Source organism: Streptomyces natalensis ATCC 27448, assembly GCF_000935125.1.
Taxonomy (GTDB): Bacteria; Actinomycetota; Actinomycetes; order Streptomycetales; family Streptomycetaceae; genus Streptomyces; species Streptomyces natalensis.
In genome coordinates this window covers 134,573-148,870 of record NZ_JRKI01000023.1, presented here as the reverse complement: position 1 = coordinate 148,870, position 14,298 = coordinate 134,573, and the positions used below count along the sequence as shown (strand labels likewise).

General features: G+C 66.9%; 15 protein-coding genes. 14 read left to right on the top strand and 1 reads right to left on the bottom strand.

All coding sequences use genetic code 11. The features are described 5' to 3' along the window. Positions 1–44 precede the first annotated feature (44 nt). The 8 genes from SNA_RS14500 to SNA_RS38295 all read left to right on the top strand — a co-directional run bounded on the left by SNA_RS14500 (position 45) and on the right by SNA_RS38295 (position 8,313). Entirely contained in the window at positions 45–842 is a 798-nt protein-coding gene (locus tag SNA_RS14500) for a PD-(D/E)XK nuclease family protein (RefSeq protein ID WP_030067912.1), read from the top strand. Between the two features lie 345 nt (positions 843–1,187). Continuing rightward, positions 1,188–1,925, top strand: coding sequence for a recombination directionality factor (locus SNA_RS14495; RefSeq protein ID WP_030067911.1), 738 nt, complete (start codon positions 1,188–1,190; stop codon positions 1,923–1,925). 101 nt (positions 1,926–2,026) lie between these two features. Continuing rightward, positions 2,027–2,308 carry a hypothetical protein gene (locus SNA_RS14490; RefSeq protein WP_030067910.1) on the top strand — a complete coding sequence of 94 codons (282 nt, stop codon included), beginning with the start codon at positions 2,027–2,029 and terminating at the stop codon, positions 2,306–2,308. Next, positions 2,301–2,444, top strand: a complete 144-nt coding sequence (locus SNA_RS42265; protein ID WP_157879916.1) for a hypothetical protein — start codon at positions 2,301–2,303, stop codon at positions 2,442–2,444. The genes SNA_RS14490 and SNA_RS42265 overlap by 8 nt, the downstream gene beginning before the upstream one ends. Then, complete coding sequence (locus SNA_RS14485) at positions 2,441–2,836, top strand: hypothetical protein (RefSeq protein WP_051877390.1); 396 nt, start codon at positions 2,441–2,443, stop codon at positions 2,834–2,836. Before SNA_RS42265 ends, SNA_RS14485 begins: the two co-directional genes overlap by 4 nt. A gap of 76 nt (positions 2,837–2,912) precedes the next feature. Next, positions 2,913–5,354, top strand: coding sequence for a phage/plasmid primase, P4 family (locus tag SNA_RS14480; RefSeq protein ID WP_030067908.1), 2,442 nt, complete (start codon positions 2,913–2,915; stop codon positions 5,352–5,354). A 98-nt stretch (positions 5,355–5,452) separates the two neighbouring features. Beyond that, positions 5,453–7,315, top strand: coding sequence for a DNA polymerase (locus SNA_RS14475; RefSeq protein ID WP_044365325.1), 1,863 nt, complete (start codon positions 5,453–5,455; stop codon positions 7,313–7,315). 251 nt (positions 7,316–7,566) lie between these two features. After that, complete coding sequence (locus tag SNA_RS38295) at positions 7,567–8,313, top strand: hypothetical protein (protein WP_051877389.1); 747 nt, start codon at positions 7,567–7,569, stop codon at positions 8,311–8,313. A 201-nt stretch (positions 8,314–8,514) separates the two neighbouring features. On the opposite strand, the gene SNA_RS39530 is transcribed toward SNA_RS38295, so the two are convergent. Continuing rightward, positions 8,515–9,342 carry a helix-turn-helix transcriptional regulator gene (locus tag SNA_RS39530; RefSeq protein ID WP_030067904.1) on the bottom strand — a complete coding sequence of 276 codons (828 nt, stop codon included), beginning with the start codon at positions 9,340–9,342 and terminating at the stop codon, positions 8,515–8,517. A 169-nt stretch (positions 9,343–9,511) separates the two neighbouring features. Between SNA_RS39530 and fabG the strand changes: the two genes are divergently transcribed. The 6 genes from fabG to SNA_RS14440 all read left to right on the top strand — a co-directional run bounded on the left by fabG (position 9,512) and on the right by SNA_RS14440 (position 14,293). Further along, positions 9,512–10,216: a 3-oxoacyl-ACP reductase FabG gene (fabG, locus tag SNA_RS14460; protein ID WP_030067903.1), complete on the top strand. Its 705-nt coding sequence runs from the start codon at positions 9,512–9,514 to the stop codon at positions 10,214–10,216. Between the two features lie 837 nt (positions 10,217–11,053). Then, positions 11,054–11,920: a sigma-70 family RNA polymerase sigma factor gene (locus tag SNA_RS14455; RefSeq protein WP_030067902.1), complete on the top strand. Its 867-nt coding sequence runs from the start codon at positions 11,054–11,056 to the stop codon at positions 11,918–11,920. After that, the gene (locus tag SNA_RS39525; protein WP_078969910.1) at positions 11,917–12,210 is read left to right on the top strand and encodes an HNH endonuclease; all 294 of its coding nucleotides are present in this window, start codon (positions 11,917–11,919) and stop codon (positions 12,208–12,210) included. The genes SNA_RS14455 and SNA_RS39525 overlap by 4 nt, the downstream gene beginning before the upstream one ends. After that, positions 12,192–12,332 (top strand): hypothetical protein, encoded by a 141-nt coding sequence (locus SNA_RS42260; protein ID WP_157879915.1) that lies wholly within the window; start codon positions 12,192–12,194, stop codon positions 12,330–12,332. Before SNA_RS39525 ends, SNA_RS42260 begins: the two co-directional genes overlap by 19 nt. A 57-nt stretch (positions 12,333–12,389) precedes the next feature. Beyond that, positions 12,390–12,890, top strand: coding sequence for a hypothetical protein (locus SNA_RS14445; protein ID WP_030067901.1), 501 nt, complete (start codon positions 12,390–12,392; stop codon positions 12,888–12,890). Positions 12,891–13,039: 149 nt separating this feature from the next. After that, on the top strand, positions 13,040–14,293 hold the full coding sequence (locus SNA_RS14440) for a helix-turn-helix domain-containing protein (protein ID WP_030067900.1): 1,254 nt from the start codon (positions 13,040–13,042) through the stop codon (positions 14,291–14,293). The last annotated feature ends 5 nt before the right edge of the window (positions 14,294–14,298 follow it).

Sequence of the window (14,298 nt, the reverse complement as noted above, 5' to 3'; positions counted from 1 at the left end):
TGAGCGCGGCCCCTTGGCGGGTCCGTGAGCGAGCGGAGAGACCCGTGGCAGCCCTCAACACCATTCAGCGTTCCGGAAGCCGGTTCTACGTCGATCCCGAGACGGGCGCCAAGGCGCCGGGCGTGACCTCTGTCCTGTCCATGCTCCCGAAGGGCTTCCTTCAGTTCTGGGCCGCCAAGGAAGTGGCCACGGCGGCCGTGGACAACATCGGCCCCCTGGTCGGCTTGGCCGTGAACGACCGCTCCGGCGCCATCGACTATCTGAAGGGTGCGCCCCGCCGAGTCACCCGGCAGGCGGCCGACATTGGCTCGGACGCACATGACGTGTTCGAGCGTCTTGCGCGCGGGGAAGCCGTGGCCCGCGTCCACCCGGACCTCCGGAGCTACGCCGACCACTTCCGCGCGTTCCTGGACGAGGTTCAGCCGGAGTTCCTGTTCCTTGAGGATGCGGTTTGGAGCGACCAGCACAACTACGCAGGGTCGTTTGACGCCATCGCGCGCATTGGCGGGGAGACGGTGGTCCTGGACTGGAAGACCACCAGGAGCGGCGTCCATGAGGAAGTGGCTCTACAGCTTTCCGCTTACGCGAATGCGGGCCGCATCGTCCGGGCCGACACGGGCGAATCCGCACCTGTGCCGACCATTGATGCGGCGGCTGTTCTCCATGTCCGCCCCGAGGGCTGGAAGCTGGTCCCCGTCGCCCACACACCGGAGCTGTTCCAGGTCTTCCTTCACTTGAGGGCGGTATTCGACTGGGAGCGGGAGCTGAAGCGCGGCGTTATCGGCCGCCCGGTGGCCTCCGGCGGGGAGGCCGAGACCGGCACCCAGCGGCGCGCGGCGTAGGGCGTGCCCGACGGAGGTTTCTCGACCGAACACGCCCCATGAATCGGTCTACGTCGCAGCGGACGCGTTACTCGTCACCGTCGTAGTGCTCGTACCGGCCGTGATGGATCTCTGTGCGCATGGACATCAGGGCGCCTCCTCTCCTCACACGGATGAGCCACATCCATGGTGGCCCGCTACGCCCGCACGCGCATCCGCGTGTTTTCGGCCCTTCCGCGATGCGGCACTGGCTTGGCAGGGCCTGTCACGGCCCCCAGTGCATGGAATCAGCGAGAGGCCCGGCGGCCATACGCCGGGCCTTTTCGCTGCCTCTTTCCATGTACTTCCCCAAGGAGAGCCAGCACAGTGGCCCGCACCCTCCGCGTGTTCGACAACGACCCCTCCGCCCGCCCCAAGGTCTACAACTCCGATTTCGTCGGCCGGTTCCGAGCCGGGCAGAAGCTCAACGGCCGCCCTGTGGGGCTGTCTGCCTGGCGGATCACAACCGGCGACCCTGAGGTGGGCAAGACCGTGGCGAATCTGTACGGCGGCATGCCCCAGTCGTGGGAGACCTCCAAGGAGGATTCCTTGGAGGTGCTGACCGATGCGGACACCGTCAAGGTCATCGTGGACGGCCCCGATGCAGTGTCGTTCCGCATGGCTCTCTACGGCATGACCGGCAAGCCCATCCACGCCTGCGACGGCGTGGAGTTCACGGACTCCGAGGACCCGCGCCACGGCCAGCCGTGCGGCTGCCCGCAGACGCTCCAGGAGCGCAAGGCGGTGGCCAAGGCGGGCCACGGCCCGAAGCCTGACCAGCGCGTGGAATTTCGCCTGGCCGATGACCCGGAGATGGGCAAGTTCAAGCTCCTGACGGGCTCCTGGGACTTCATGAAGGCCCTGGAAGGAGTCTGGCGGGAGCTGGAGGCCGTCGGCGGCCCCGCGCTCTGCACGCTCTCTCTGGAGCTGGTGGAGTTCACCACCAAGGCTGGTGTGGACGTGAGCTACCGAAAGCCTGTCCTGAAGGTCCACGGCAGTGTCCCGGCCGACGTGGACGCGGCGCTCCCCTCCCGGACCAAGGCCGCCGACCCCGTTCCGTTCTGATCACTCACCGCTAGGCCGGCGGTGAACCCAGCGTGACCGGCGGGGCCGGACCAGTTTGGGCCCGGCACCACCCTTCCCAAGAAACGACAGAGGAGAGACACGTGGCGAAGCGTGGCCACATACACGACTTCACGGGCCAGGAGATCCGGGAGGGGGACACCCTGGTGTACGCGGCCCGTCGGGGCAACGGCGTGCGAATGGTGGAGGCCACCGTCCAGCGCACGTACACCGAGCAGTACAAGGGGCGCACGATTCCCATGCTGAAGGTGAAGCCCACCGGCAACGAATCGGGGTTCGTCAAGCGCTCCACGTTTCGCGTGGAGACGGTGGCAGCCGAACACGTCGCCGTGACGATCCCAGCGGAGGTTCCGGCCGGTGTCTGACGTGATCCTGGTCCTGGTCGCCATCGTCCTGGGCCTGTTCATCCTGGGGCGCGTGCTTTGGTTCCTCCTGGCCGCAACCGTGGGCCTCGTGGGTGTACGGGCCGTCCGGCGCGCCCGGTTCCGAGGCCGCCAGTGAGCAGCCCGAACAAGCAGAAGGGGACCGCATGGGAGCGGGCGGTCCGGCACTACCTGAACGCCGCCCTCGGCCAGTACGTGGACCAGTGGAAGGACGCCGCGTACCCGTGGAAGGACCCGCACGACCCGGACAACATCACCCGGCCCGCCCAGACCGGCGCCAAGGACATAGGAGACCTCCACGCCCGACCATTCGTCATCGAGTGCAAGGCAGAGAAGTCAATCCGCCTGGCCGACTACGTACGCCAGGCCAACAGGGAGGCCGTCAACGCCGGGTTTCCCTACGGCGTGGCTGTGGTGAAGGCCCCGCGCCGCCGCGTGGACGACGCGTACGCGGTCATGGACCTGGTGACATTCGGGCGCGTCCTCGACGCCCTTCGCAATCTCGACTGACCCCCCAATCCGCGGGCGTGTCACGGACCCCAGTGCATGGGGCCGGACACGCCCGCTTTGCGTTGGAGGAGAGACGTTGCGCACGAAGGACCTGGCACAGTTCCTGACCCGCTTCCCGGAAGTGGTGGAGGAGCGCGGGGAGTACGGCGTCCCCTGTCCCGTCCACGACGACCAACGGCCATCCCTCTTCTTCCGCCTGAAGGAGGACGGGCGGCTCCTGATGCGCTGCTGGGCTGGATGCTCCCGTGACGCCATCCTGGCTGCACTGGGGATGAGGCCGGCGGACCTGTTCGACTGGACCCCGGGGGCGGGGGTGAAGGCGTCGGACAAGCCGGTGCCCGGCGCCCTGGACACTGGCGCCCTGGCAGCTCTGGCCCAGTACGTGGACACCACGAACGTGGCGTTCCTGGACCCGGAGCACCCCGAAGCCCGGGACTACGTAGCCGATCGGTTCGGACTGGACACTGAGCGCGCGGTGGACCTCGGCTTGGGCCTGGACTACCCGGGACTGGACGACCGGTTCCCCTACCGCTCCACCGGCTACCTGCGTCACCCCCGCTTGACCGTCCCGCTGTGCGACTTCAACGGCAGGCCCCGCGGCCTCCAGGGCCGGGACCTGACCGGCCATTGTCCGGCACGGTGGCTGTCCATCGTCTCCCCGGACGGGTCCGCATGGGCCAAGTACGGCGTCCTACGGGCCAACTCCGGCTATGACACAGTGCTGATTACCGAAGGGCCTGGCGACGGCCTTACGGGCCTTGCTGTCGGGTATGACGTGGTGATGGTCCGGGGCGCGGGACTGGCCCGCAACGCGGCGTTGGTGGGAGAACTGGCGGCGGGGCTGGGGGACCGGGACGTGGTTCTGGCCGGTGACCGGGACAACGCCGGGGCCGCCTTCACCGACGCTCTGGCGGACGCTCTGGTCCGGGCCGGAGTCATGGTCAGGAAACTGGAGATCCCGCACGCCGGGGACGATCTCACCGACTGGCGAAAGCGTGACCCCGAAGCCTTCCCTGGCGAACTCCACGCAGCCGTCCGGCGGGCCCCGCTCCACGCCGTGGACTTCGAGGCGCAGCCGGAACCCGTTCTCAATGACGACGACCAGGAGGAGACGGCCGGAGTCCTTCCGCTCACGGACCTGGGCAACGCCGAAAGGCTGTTCCGCCAGCTTGGCGGCCACGTCCGCATGGTCCCAGGCGCGGGCGTGTTCAAGTGGCGCGGCCGGTGCTGGGCCCAAGTGCCCACGGAAGCCCTGTACGCGGACGTGCGGCGCGTGGTCAAGGAGATGGCGGACGAGCCTGGCCACGAACCGGAGAAGCTTTCAAAGCACGTGCTCAACTCCCAGCAGGCGAACAAGGTCAAGGGGATGGTGGACATGCTGACGTCCATCCCCGGCGTCTACGCCACCGTGGACCAGTTCGACGCGCGCCCGGACCTCCTGGCGTTCCGGAACGCTGTGGTGGACCTCCGGACCGGCCAGGCCCGGCCCCACGACCCGGCCGACACGAACACTTTCTACGTGGACGTGGACTACAACCCGACAGCCCAGGCCCCGCGCTGGGAACGCTTCCTGAAGGAGTGCCACCCGGGTTGTGAAGCCATGCCGGCCTTCCTGCAAATGCTCACCGGGTACGGCATCACGGGGTACGGCGTGGAGCGCGCGTTCATCATGCACACCGGTCCGACCACGAACGGGAAGACCACGTTCACGGCCGCCATCGAGGACGTGTTCCGGGAGGCGACCAAGCGCGCGGATGCGAGCTTGTTCCAGCGCCGCAGGGAGAACGGCGGGCCGCGCGCCGACGTGGTGGGCCTGCGGGGCCGACGGCTGGTGATCTCCTCCGAGTGGCCCGCGAACATGCCCTTGGACCAAGCGCTGATGAAGGCCGTCACCGGAGATCAGACCATCACCGCCCGGGGCGTATACGCACGGTCGGAGATCACGTTCCGGCCGGTGTGCCTGGTCCAAGTGGACACCAACTACGTCCCCGACGTGGATGCCACGGACGCCGCACTATGGCAACGCGTTCGGGTAGTCCCTTGGAACGAGGATTTCCGGGGACGGGAGGACCGCCACCTCCAGGCCACCCTTCACCAGGAACGCGAGGGCATCGCGGCGTGGGCCGTGCGCGGCGCCATCGAATGGTTCCGGGAGTACGAGAGTGGGCGGGGCCTGGACTACCCCGCCGTGGTGGAACGGGCCACCGCGCACTACCGCGACAGCAGCCACCCGCTTAGCGGCTTCATCGGGGAGGAGTTTGTGGTCCAGGAGGGTGCGCACGTGCCCAGGACGGAGACCTGGGAGCGCTACCGGTCGTGGGCGGAGGAGTCCGGGATCCGCCACACGATGATGCGCAACAAGTTCTACGACGCCCTGCGCACGTTCCCCGGTGTCCGGGAGGCCAAGGTGAACGGCACTCGCGTCATAGCCAACCTGGCGGACTGCCGGGCCCTGTCACGCAACCCAGTGGATGGAGGCAGCCCAGACATATTCGGCCAGGCCAGAGCAGCGGTCTAAGCGTGCGGTGTTGGGGGTCGTCCCGGTCGGGACGGCCCCCTTTCGCATGTCACAGAGCGTGGGGCCGGCGGCCGACGGACAGTGACGGAGCCCGCCACGTGAAGACCTACCGCCACCCCTTCGCCGGGGACGTGACGACCATCCACGCCCTGGAGACACCGGACGACGCTCGGGAGGCACGGGAGTGGCTGAGTGCGCACCAGCCACGTTCCCTCGCTCTCGACACGGAGACCAGCGGACTGGACACGTTCAACCCCGGACACCAGCTCCGAACGGTCCAGTACGGCACGGGGGACGTGGCGTTCGTCGTCCCGTTCGAGCGGGGCGGGGCCTTCGTCGACCTGGCCCGGACCGTGGTCACCCGGTGCCCGGAGCTGGTGATCCACAACGCCGCCTATGACCTCCTGGTCTTGGACCGCCACGGCGTGGCCCCGCTGGAGGCCGTCGCGCCTCGCATACGGGACACCAAGATCCTCGCCCACCTCTGCGACAGCAGACAGGACTACGAGGGTGGTGTGGGCATCTCCCTGAAACCCCTGTCCGCCTCGTACGTGGACCCGGCGGCGCCCGACACCCAAGCGGGCCTCACGGCGGTATTCCGCAGCCTTGGGCTGACCAAGGCCACCGGCTGGGCAGGCATCCCGTACCAGGATGAGACCTACCAGCGATACGCCGGTTTGGACGTGCTCCTGGCCGCCCGGCTCCGCCCCCACCTGGAACGCGAGCTGGAGCGCCATGGCATCCCGGACACCCTGGTGGAGTTCGAGCACCAGCTCATGACCATATGTGCGGCCATGGAACGGCGGGGGATGCTCCTGGACGTGCCGTACACGGAGGGTCTGGTGGACCGCTTGGCGGCGGACGCCCACCGCCACGTGGAGCGCGCGGCCCGCTACGGCGTGGAGAACCTGAACTCCACAGCCCAGGTGGCGGAGGCTCTGTTGGGCATGGGGGAGGAGCTGGTGGACTGCACCCCGTCCGGTGCGTGGAAGGTGGACAAGGCGGTGTTGCTGGACCTGGCGGACCTCGACGGCCAATGGCAGCCGCGCGGCACCCGCCGACCCAACCCGCTGGCGGACGCGGTGCTCCGTGCCAAGCGGGCCGCGAAGTGGCGCAAGTCCTACGCCGTGGCCATGCTCGACAATCGCGACGCGCACGACCGCATCCACCCGAAGATCAACACCCTGGGGGCCAAGACCGGCCGGGCGTCCGTCTCGGACCCGCCGCTCCAGCAACTCCCGTCAAAGGGGTGGGAGATCCGGCGGTCCGTGATCGCGGAGCCGGGCAACGTGTACTTCAGCGTGGACCAATCCAGCGTGGAGCTGGTGGTCCTGGCCGCCCTGTCCCAGGAGCCCCGCATGTGCCAGGCCATCCGGGACGGCCGGAACCTCCACGACTTCACCGCCACGCTCATGTTCGGAGGCGCGTTCACCAAACACCAACGGAGCCTGGCCAAGATCGCTGGACTGGGGACCTCGTACCAAGGCGGAGCGGCCACCCTGGCCAAGATGACCGGCGTGCCGGAGCACGTCATGAGGGACACCCTCCAGCGCTACGCACGGGCGTATCCCGGCGTGAAGCGGTGGGCCCGCGGCCTCCAATCCCACGCTCTGCGCAACGGGTGCGAGATCCGTACGCCCTCGGGCCGGCGCTTGGTCCTGGACCGGGACCGCCTCTACAAGGGCGTGGCCTACCTTTGCCAGTCCACGGCACGCGACACGATGGGCCAGGCACTCATCGACCTTCAGGACAAGGGCCTGACCCGGTATCTGAACCTCTGGGTGCATGACGAAGTTCTGGGCACGGCCCCCAAGGCGGAGGCGGCTGCAATCGCGCAAGAGGTAGCGGAGACGGTCCGGATGGACCTGTTCGGCGTCCCCATCGGAACGGACGCTGAGGTGTACGGCAAGACCTGGGCAGGGGGGTACGGCCTCCCAGAGGACTGGGCGCCCGCCGCATAAGTAGGTGTCTCTCTTCCTCCAGTAGCAGGTCATGACCCATCTTTGAGAACCCATCTCGGCCTATTACTGATTCGTGCATGTCAGACGCTGCGGGCGGGTGTGCAGCCGGGAGTTCACCGGGCCCGCGGCAGAGGGGGGATGCGTGCTGCACCCAGGGGCATCGTTACGCCCGTTTGAGTGGCAAGTCCCCTGTGGGGGCCGGGCTTGCGGTTCTTCGCTGCCTACGTTGGATTCGATCACGAAGGGGCCTGATGACCTGCCGCTTCGTTCGACTCGACGAGAGGGGCCAGGAAATGGCGAACGTGAGTGCGAAATTCCACATGGGTAACCGGACGAAGGCGTCCTTCGACGGGGTGGTGGACCCGGACGGGGCCGAAGGCTACGTGTTCTCCGGCACGGTGAAAGCCACCTGCATGCTTGACCGGTCCTCGACGGGTTTCAAGAACAAGGTGATTCTCGGGCACAGCGGCAGGTCCGTCGGGCACACCGACCTGGAGCTTTACCCTGAGGGCGCGGAGGAGAACGTTATCCCGGTCGAGGGCCGGGGAAGGCGCGCCAAGAACGAGAAAGTGGAGTTCCTGATCGGGATGAACACCGGCCTCAGCGGCCAGATGAGCTTCGGGGAGACTGTCTATGTTGCGCCTGGGGGGCCGCCTCAGAAAATTTCCCTGTTCTTCACGAAGTCCAAATTCAATGTGTCGTTCGAAGGTACTGCTTGGGCGGACGGGCCGACGGGGTATGTCATTCAAGGGCAGTTGATCCCCGCCAGCAGCACTACCGACTCGTACGTGTCCGAATACGGAACGTTCGGTTACAAGCCGTCCGGAGGTAGCTGGCAGTACGAGACGACGAAGTTCAGAGAACCCAAGCAGATCCTGATCAGGGGCAGCCGCAAGGAGGGCGCGGACCTCAGTGTGATCGTGGGTAACACCACCGGGAGTTGCAACACCTATAAGTATGGCGACGAGTCCTCCCTCTCCCTTCCCCTGGAATTCTGAGAGCCGGAGCCCCGGTCACCATCGCGCGGGTCCGCCCGACGCAGACAGAGGCGAGCCCGAAGCACTTGAAGCACCCACCCAAAGGCCCCAACTTCTCTGTGAATCAAGGGGCGTTGAAGATACCGGCGAGGCGTTCGCCTACGGCGTTTCCGCCCCGGACGGTCGCTACGGCGATCTGTCCGGGGCCTCGTACCGTCTGCGTCAGCCTGCGGTGGGAACCAGAGTAATGACCCGCATGTTCGGCGCACGGAGCGGGGCCAGGGCCATGATGCGAACCGGCACCTCCGCCCCCTCGTGGTACGGGAGACGGAACCGGCGCACGTGACCGTCCGGGTGCTCCAACGCCTCATGATCCGCCCAGATGCGAGCGGCATCCTTGCTGCCCTCCAGAATGTCATCCCGGAGTTTCAAGAGCCCTGGTTCGTCAGGGTTCTTCGCGAGCGCTACGCGAATCTGGGCAAGAAACGGCCTCGCCCAGTCTTCCGCCCAGTTCACAAGCTGTTCGCGGGCCTCCGGGTACAGGAAGGCCCAGCGCATGAGATTAGGTTCGTGGGGAATCCAGGGGAACCAATCGATTTGTGGCTGGTTGTGCGCCACGATGTTCCACGCCACGTCAGACACGTAGGCAGGATTGGGGAGTTGTGCGTCCAGGAATTCGCGCAACGGCTTGTCTACGGCGGACACGGCATCCTCTGATGGTATGGACATGGGGACGGGCGGCTTGCCCGAACCCAGGAGAAAGAGAGTCAAACGCTCCGACGCATCAAGCCGGAGGGTTAGTGCCAGCCGTTCCAGAAAGCGGTCCGAAAACTTCGCAACGTGCCCATTCTCCAGTTGCCCAATCCACTTTGAACTCACCCCAGTGAGCTTTGCCACCTCGGCCTTGGTGAGCCCTGGTGACCGGCGTCCGGTTGAGCGGACTCCATGGATTTGGCGTGGATCTACTCGCTGCCGCCATGTCGTGAGCAGGTCGGCGAGTTCTAGCTCAGGCGCCCGAGGGACGCGATGGGAGATATGGGTGTTCGGCATGACCTAGACACCGTAACAGGCGTACCGGACATGTACGTCTTACGGATTCCTAGATCCTTTGTGGCACTTAGGTAACCCTTAGTGATGTCATGGGGGAAGTGCGAGTTCCGCCCGGATTCGTGCAAGGTGATCAGCGGAAGCTGCACAGCATCTGTTGGGAGAGATCATTTTGCCTAGGTCGATCATGGTCGTCGGTGGAAGCCGAGGTATCGGGGCCGAGGTGGCCCGCCAATTCGCTGCACAAGGTGACCACGTGGCCGTCACCTCCCGATCGGGCGCAGCACCCGAGGGCACATTCGGGGTGGCATGCGACGTGACCGACACCGAACAAATAGACATGGCTTTCAAGGCAGTTGAGGAACATCAAGGGCCGGTGGAGGTCCTGGTGGCGAACGCGGGAATAACCCGGGACACCCTCCTCCTGCGCATGTCCGAAGAAGACTTCACCAGCGTTCTGGACACCAACCTGGTGGGCGCCTATCGCGTCGCCAAGCGAGCCTCCCGGGGCATGCTTCGCATGCGGCGCGGACGCATGATCTTCATTGGATCCGCGGTGGGCCTTGCGGGAGAGGCGGGTCAGGCGAACTACGCAGCGAGCAAGGCGGGACTGGTCGGATTCGCGCGCTCTCTTGCCCGCGAGCTGGGATCGCGCGGGATTACGTCCAACGTGGTCGCACCCGGCCTGACAGAGACGGACATGACGGCCGTGCTCACCGACGACCGGCGAGCGGAAATCGTCCGACAGGTCCCGTTGGGGCGTATCGCCCGACCTGCGGAAATTGCGTCGACAGTCCGTTTCCTGGCGAGCGATGATGCTGCCTACATCACGGGCGCCGTCGTGCCTGTCGATGGCGGCGTGGCCATGGGCCACTGAAACCGGCGGCTACCGCCCGCCAGGCCGGCCAACACGGCCGGTAACAAAACCGGCGCCCAGGGGCGGCAACCCCTGGACGCCGGAAAGCTCCCCTGCAAGGGAGCCGAGTTCAGCTATCGAGGCCCGCCCAACCTTTGGCGAGGGGAGCGGAAACCTCGGCTTACTACGACCAGGGATTGTTGCACTGCACCCGACATTCCGCGAAATCGAACGCCGCGCACCCATGTCCGCGCACGCCTTTTCGTGCATCCGGCGACGTGTGGCCCGAGTGCGCCAGGGGCGCTACGCCCCCCAGTTGGTGGCCCTCTTCCTATGGTGCCGCCGCAGCGCGCTGCGCGCCTTCTTCCTGCGGCTCTCCGCATTGACCCGCCCCTCCACCGGCTGTCGCGCCCTCTATCTGCCGCGCGCCATCCGGCGACGCCGGTACGCTCGCGCTGCCCGCGTCTCCCGCGACCGTGAATGCGCGCTCACTCGTCTTGCCCGCCTGTCCAGGGCTGTCGGCATCTCTAATCCGTCCCCGCGCATCTGAGCCGGACGGACTTCCCCTTTCTCAGGCCCCGCCCCGGCATGCAATGCCGGGGCGGGGCTTTCTAGTTCGCTCGCTCTGAGCTAACCCCTCCTCCGCCAACACGCGCCCGCTGACGGGCCGCGTGGCGATACCCCCTGCCCGCGCTCCGCCAGAGCGCGCCCCTACCCACGCATTCGAACGTACGTGCAGCGACCCGGGCATTCCTCTGTCCATTGATTCGAACAGGCGTGCTGATTCCGCCTGTCACGGCCCCCAGTGCATGACCCCGAGCCGGTCACCCGGGCCCCCTTTTCAAGGAGCACCACCCCATGCTTTGCCCTGCCCTGATTCGTGCTGCCCAGAACGGTGACACGGAGGCAACTGCCCAGGCACTGGAGAGCCTGGAGGGGATGATCTACCGCCTGGCGGAGCAGCGCATGGCCCACACGCCGGTCCTGTCCGCCGGATACGGGGACAGGCTGGATGACCTCCGCCAGGAGGGTCGAGTGGCCGTCCTTGAGGCCCTGGCCCGCTACGACCCGGAGGGCGGAGCGAAGTTCTCCACCTATGCCCACACACGGATCCGGGGTGCCATCTGGGACACCGCCAACACCGCCACTGGGCCGGCTGTTTCGGCTGACGCTGTGGCCACCTTCAAGGGATGCATGGGCATCGTTGGCGGGGACATGGAGGCCGCGGAGTACCTGGCAACCGTCCTCCCCAACTCCGGCCATCGGCTGAGTGCAGAAACGTCACTTCAGGTCCGGTGGGTCCTGGAGGGAACGGAGTCCCTGAACGCTCCGGACCCCGCCAGCCGGGAGGGCGACACCCTCGGGGAGAGTCTGGCGGACCCGTATCGGTACGGGGTGCCGGAGGACCTGGTGGAGCCGCGCGACGTGGCCCGCCAGGACCAGGCCCGGAAGGCTGCCCTGGCGCATGCCCTCCTGGAGACGCTTCACGGCAACGCGGACCGCGTGGTCCGCATGACGTACGGGTTCGGCCCGGAACCGCACCTGTTCAACGGCTACGACCGGGACGGCCTCCCAGTGCCCGACCACACCGCTATTGCTGAAGCCCTGGGCATCACGGTGGCCACCTCACGGCAGACGTTGAAGCGCGCACTGGACCGACTCCGCAACGTCGTGCAGACGCTGGAGCTGGACGCCGCCGAGCCGGACATGGAGCTGGCGGCGTGAGACGACGCCGGAGGCCGCGGGCCTTCCCGGCGGTCTCGCGATCCGCCCGCCGACCACGGCCCGCCCCGTACGACCGCGCGGAAATCCTGACCCGCTGGTCCGGGTGCGCGTACTGCGACGGCCCGGCGGAGGAGCTGGACCACGTCGTCCCTCTCGCGCGGGGAGGGCCTGACACCTCGGACAACATCGTGGCCGCCTGCCGCACCTGCAACGCAACCAAGTACACCCACGACCTGGCCTGTTGGGCCCTGACTGAAGGAAGCGGCGCGCCGTGCGTATGCGATTCATGACTCTGGAGGACGCGACCTTGGCCGGGGCCTCCATGACGGACCTGGGCCGGGACCTGGAGCTGGCCGCAGACCCGGACGACACCGAATGGTCCCCTTGGGCCCTTGGTGATTCGGAGGAGTGATCACGCCGCGTTCATGGCGGGCTCAGCAGACAGTAATCAAACATGGAGGAGAAGGGCATGGCTGAGGCATTCAACTGCGAGTACGACCCGGACGTGGAGCTCAAGGTCCGCCAAGACCCGGACGGGTTTGTGGAGATCTCAGTGGAGGATCCGACTCCCCCCGGGGCTCCCGGCGTGTCCTTGGCCGCGTACCTGAAACCGGAGTCGGCCCGCCGGTTCGCTCGTGCGGTCACCCTCGCATCGTTCGAGGTGGAGGGGGAGCCGCTAGACGACGTGCTCCAAGGGGAGGCGCTGGCCATAAAGGAGACCATGGAGACCGGGTCACCCTCGGAGCCATGTCCGGAGACCAACCACCGCTGCGACCCCATGTGTTCGGCCCGTGCGGAGTGCCACCGGTCCGCCATGAAGGACCTGTTCCGTTCCCCGGACAAGTCGGTGGTGTTCACCGATGAGATGGGCAACGAACGCGCAGAGGCGTTCCTAGCGGCTCGGGAATTGGCGGGCCCGGCCGCGAATCTGGACGACGTGCTGACGCTGGCCGACTACTTGGCGGCCTAGACGGAACTTGCTGCTGAGGCTCTAAGGATTCCCGATACGCAAACTGCCCCTCCGTCAGGACGACGGAGGGGCAGTTTGCTGTTCACCCGCAGTGGGCGGGGTGAGTACCGTTCTGGTGTCGAGCCTGAACGGAACCACAGGAGTCCATCATGCCGCACGAGCTGGAAGAGCAAGAAGCCATCGGACGCCGGGTCAAGCGACGCCGACTGGCCCTCGGAATGCCGCAAGCTGACCTGGGCGCGGCGGTCGGCAAGACGCAAGGTTGGGTGTCGAAGGTCGAAGGCGGCCGGATCGAGCTGGACCGCACAGGGCTGATCAACGCCATTGCTGGCGCGCTGCACTGCCACCCCAATGACTTGATCGGCCGCCCTTACGCTGGCACGGTCGCCGAGAACCAGTGGCAGGCATCCGCTTCCTCCATCCTGCGGGAGCTGCGCCGGTACGACCTGACCCCCGTATTCGACGGCACGCCCCGGCCGTCTGCCGAACTGTGGCAGGAGACCGTTCGGCTCTACAGGCTGCGGGACGCCGCCGCGAACACCGCGATCATCCGCAGCCTGCCCGACCTGCTCCGCGAATCTCGCGCCCTTGCCGAAGTGACCACTGGCCGCGAGCGCGAAGAGGCATTCGCCGTCTACGCCGTGCTCTGCAAATTCGCGCACACCGCCGCGCACGCTCTCGGCCATGCCGAACTCGTCGCTCTGTCCTGCGAACGCGCCGTGTGGTCCGCGCAGCTGTCCGGCGATCCGCTGATGCCGTCGGTAGCCGACTGGATGCGCGTGTGGGACATGTGGGCCACGGCCGATTGGGAAGACGCCGTTACCCTGTCGGACAAGGCGCTGGCGGCCACTCAGGACGCCTACGATCGCGGCGACCCCTTGGCCCTGCGGGTGTGGGGATCTGGGCAGCTGCGGGCGGCAGTCAGCGCTGCCCGAGCCGGCCGAAAAGAGGAAACGGAAGATCGGATTCGTCATGCTCGGGAGGCAGGGAAGCGTCTGGATGCCTACACGGGTCCGCAGGCGTTCGACCGCTACTCGCTGAACTTCTCCAGCGGAAACGTCCACATCCACGCGATTTCCGTAGCACTGGAGCTGGGGAATCAGGCGCAAGCGATCAACCTTGAACAGCGCGCCAAGCCAGGACAGATCGACGCCCTTCCGAACTCCCGCAGGGGCCACCACCACATGGACATGTCCAGGGCATGGCTGTGGGACGGCAACCGCAGCAAGGCCCTGGGGGAGTTGAGGAAGGCTGAGAGCCTGGCCCCGCAACTCGTGCGGAACCACCCCATCGCAAGGGCCACGCTCCGTCAGATCGTTTATGCCGAGAGGGAGTCGACGCGCGAGCAGCTGCGAGGGATGTCCAACCGATTTCACCTCGATGACCAGGAGCTATTCCGCTGATTCAT

Coding starts and splice junctions, on each gene's coding strand:
- SNA_RS38295 (WP_051877389.1), top strand. CDS start 7,567: ATGACCTGCCGCTTCGTTCGACTCGACGAGAGGGGCCAGGAAATGGCG.
- SNA_RS39530 (WP_030067904.1), bottom strand. CDS start 9,342: ATGCCGAACACCCATATCTCCCATCGCGTCCCTCGGGCGCCTGAGCTA.
- SNA_RS14455 (WP_030067902.1), top strand. CDS start 11,054: ATGCTTTGCCCTGCCCTGATTCGTGCTGCCCAGAACGGTGACACGGAG.
- SNA_RS14445 (WP_030067901.1), top strand. CDS start 12,390: ATGGCTGAGGCATTCAACTGCGAGTACGACCCGGACGTGGAGCTCAAG.
- SNA_RS14440 (WP_030067900.1), top strand. CDS start 13,040: ATGCCGCACGAGCTGGAAGAGCAAGAAGCCATCGGACGCCGGGTCAAG.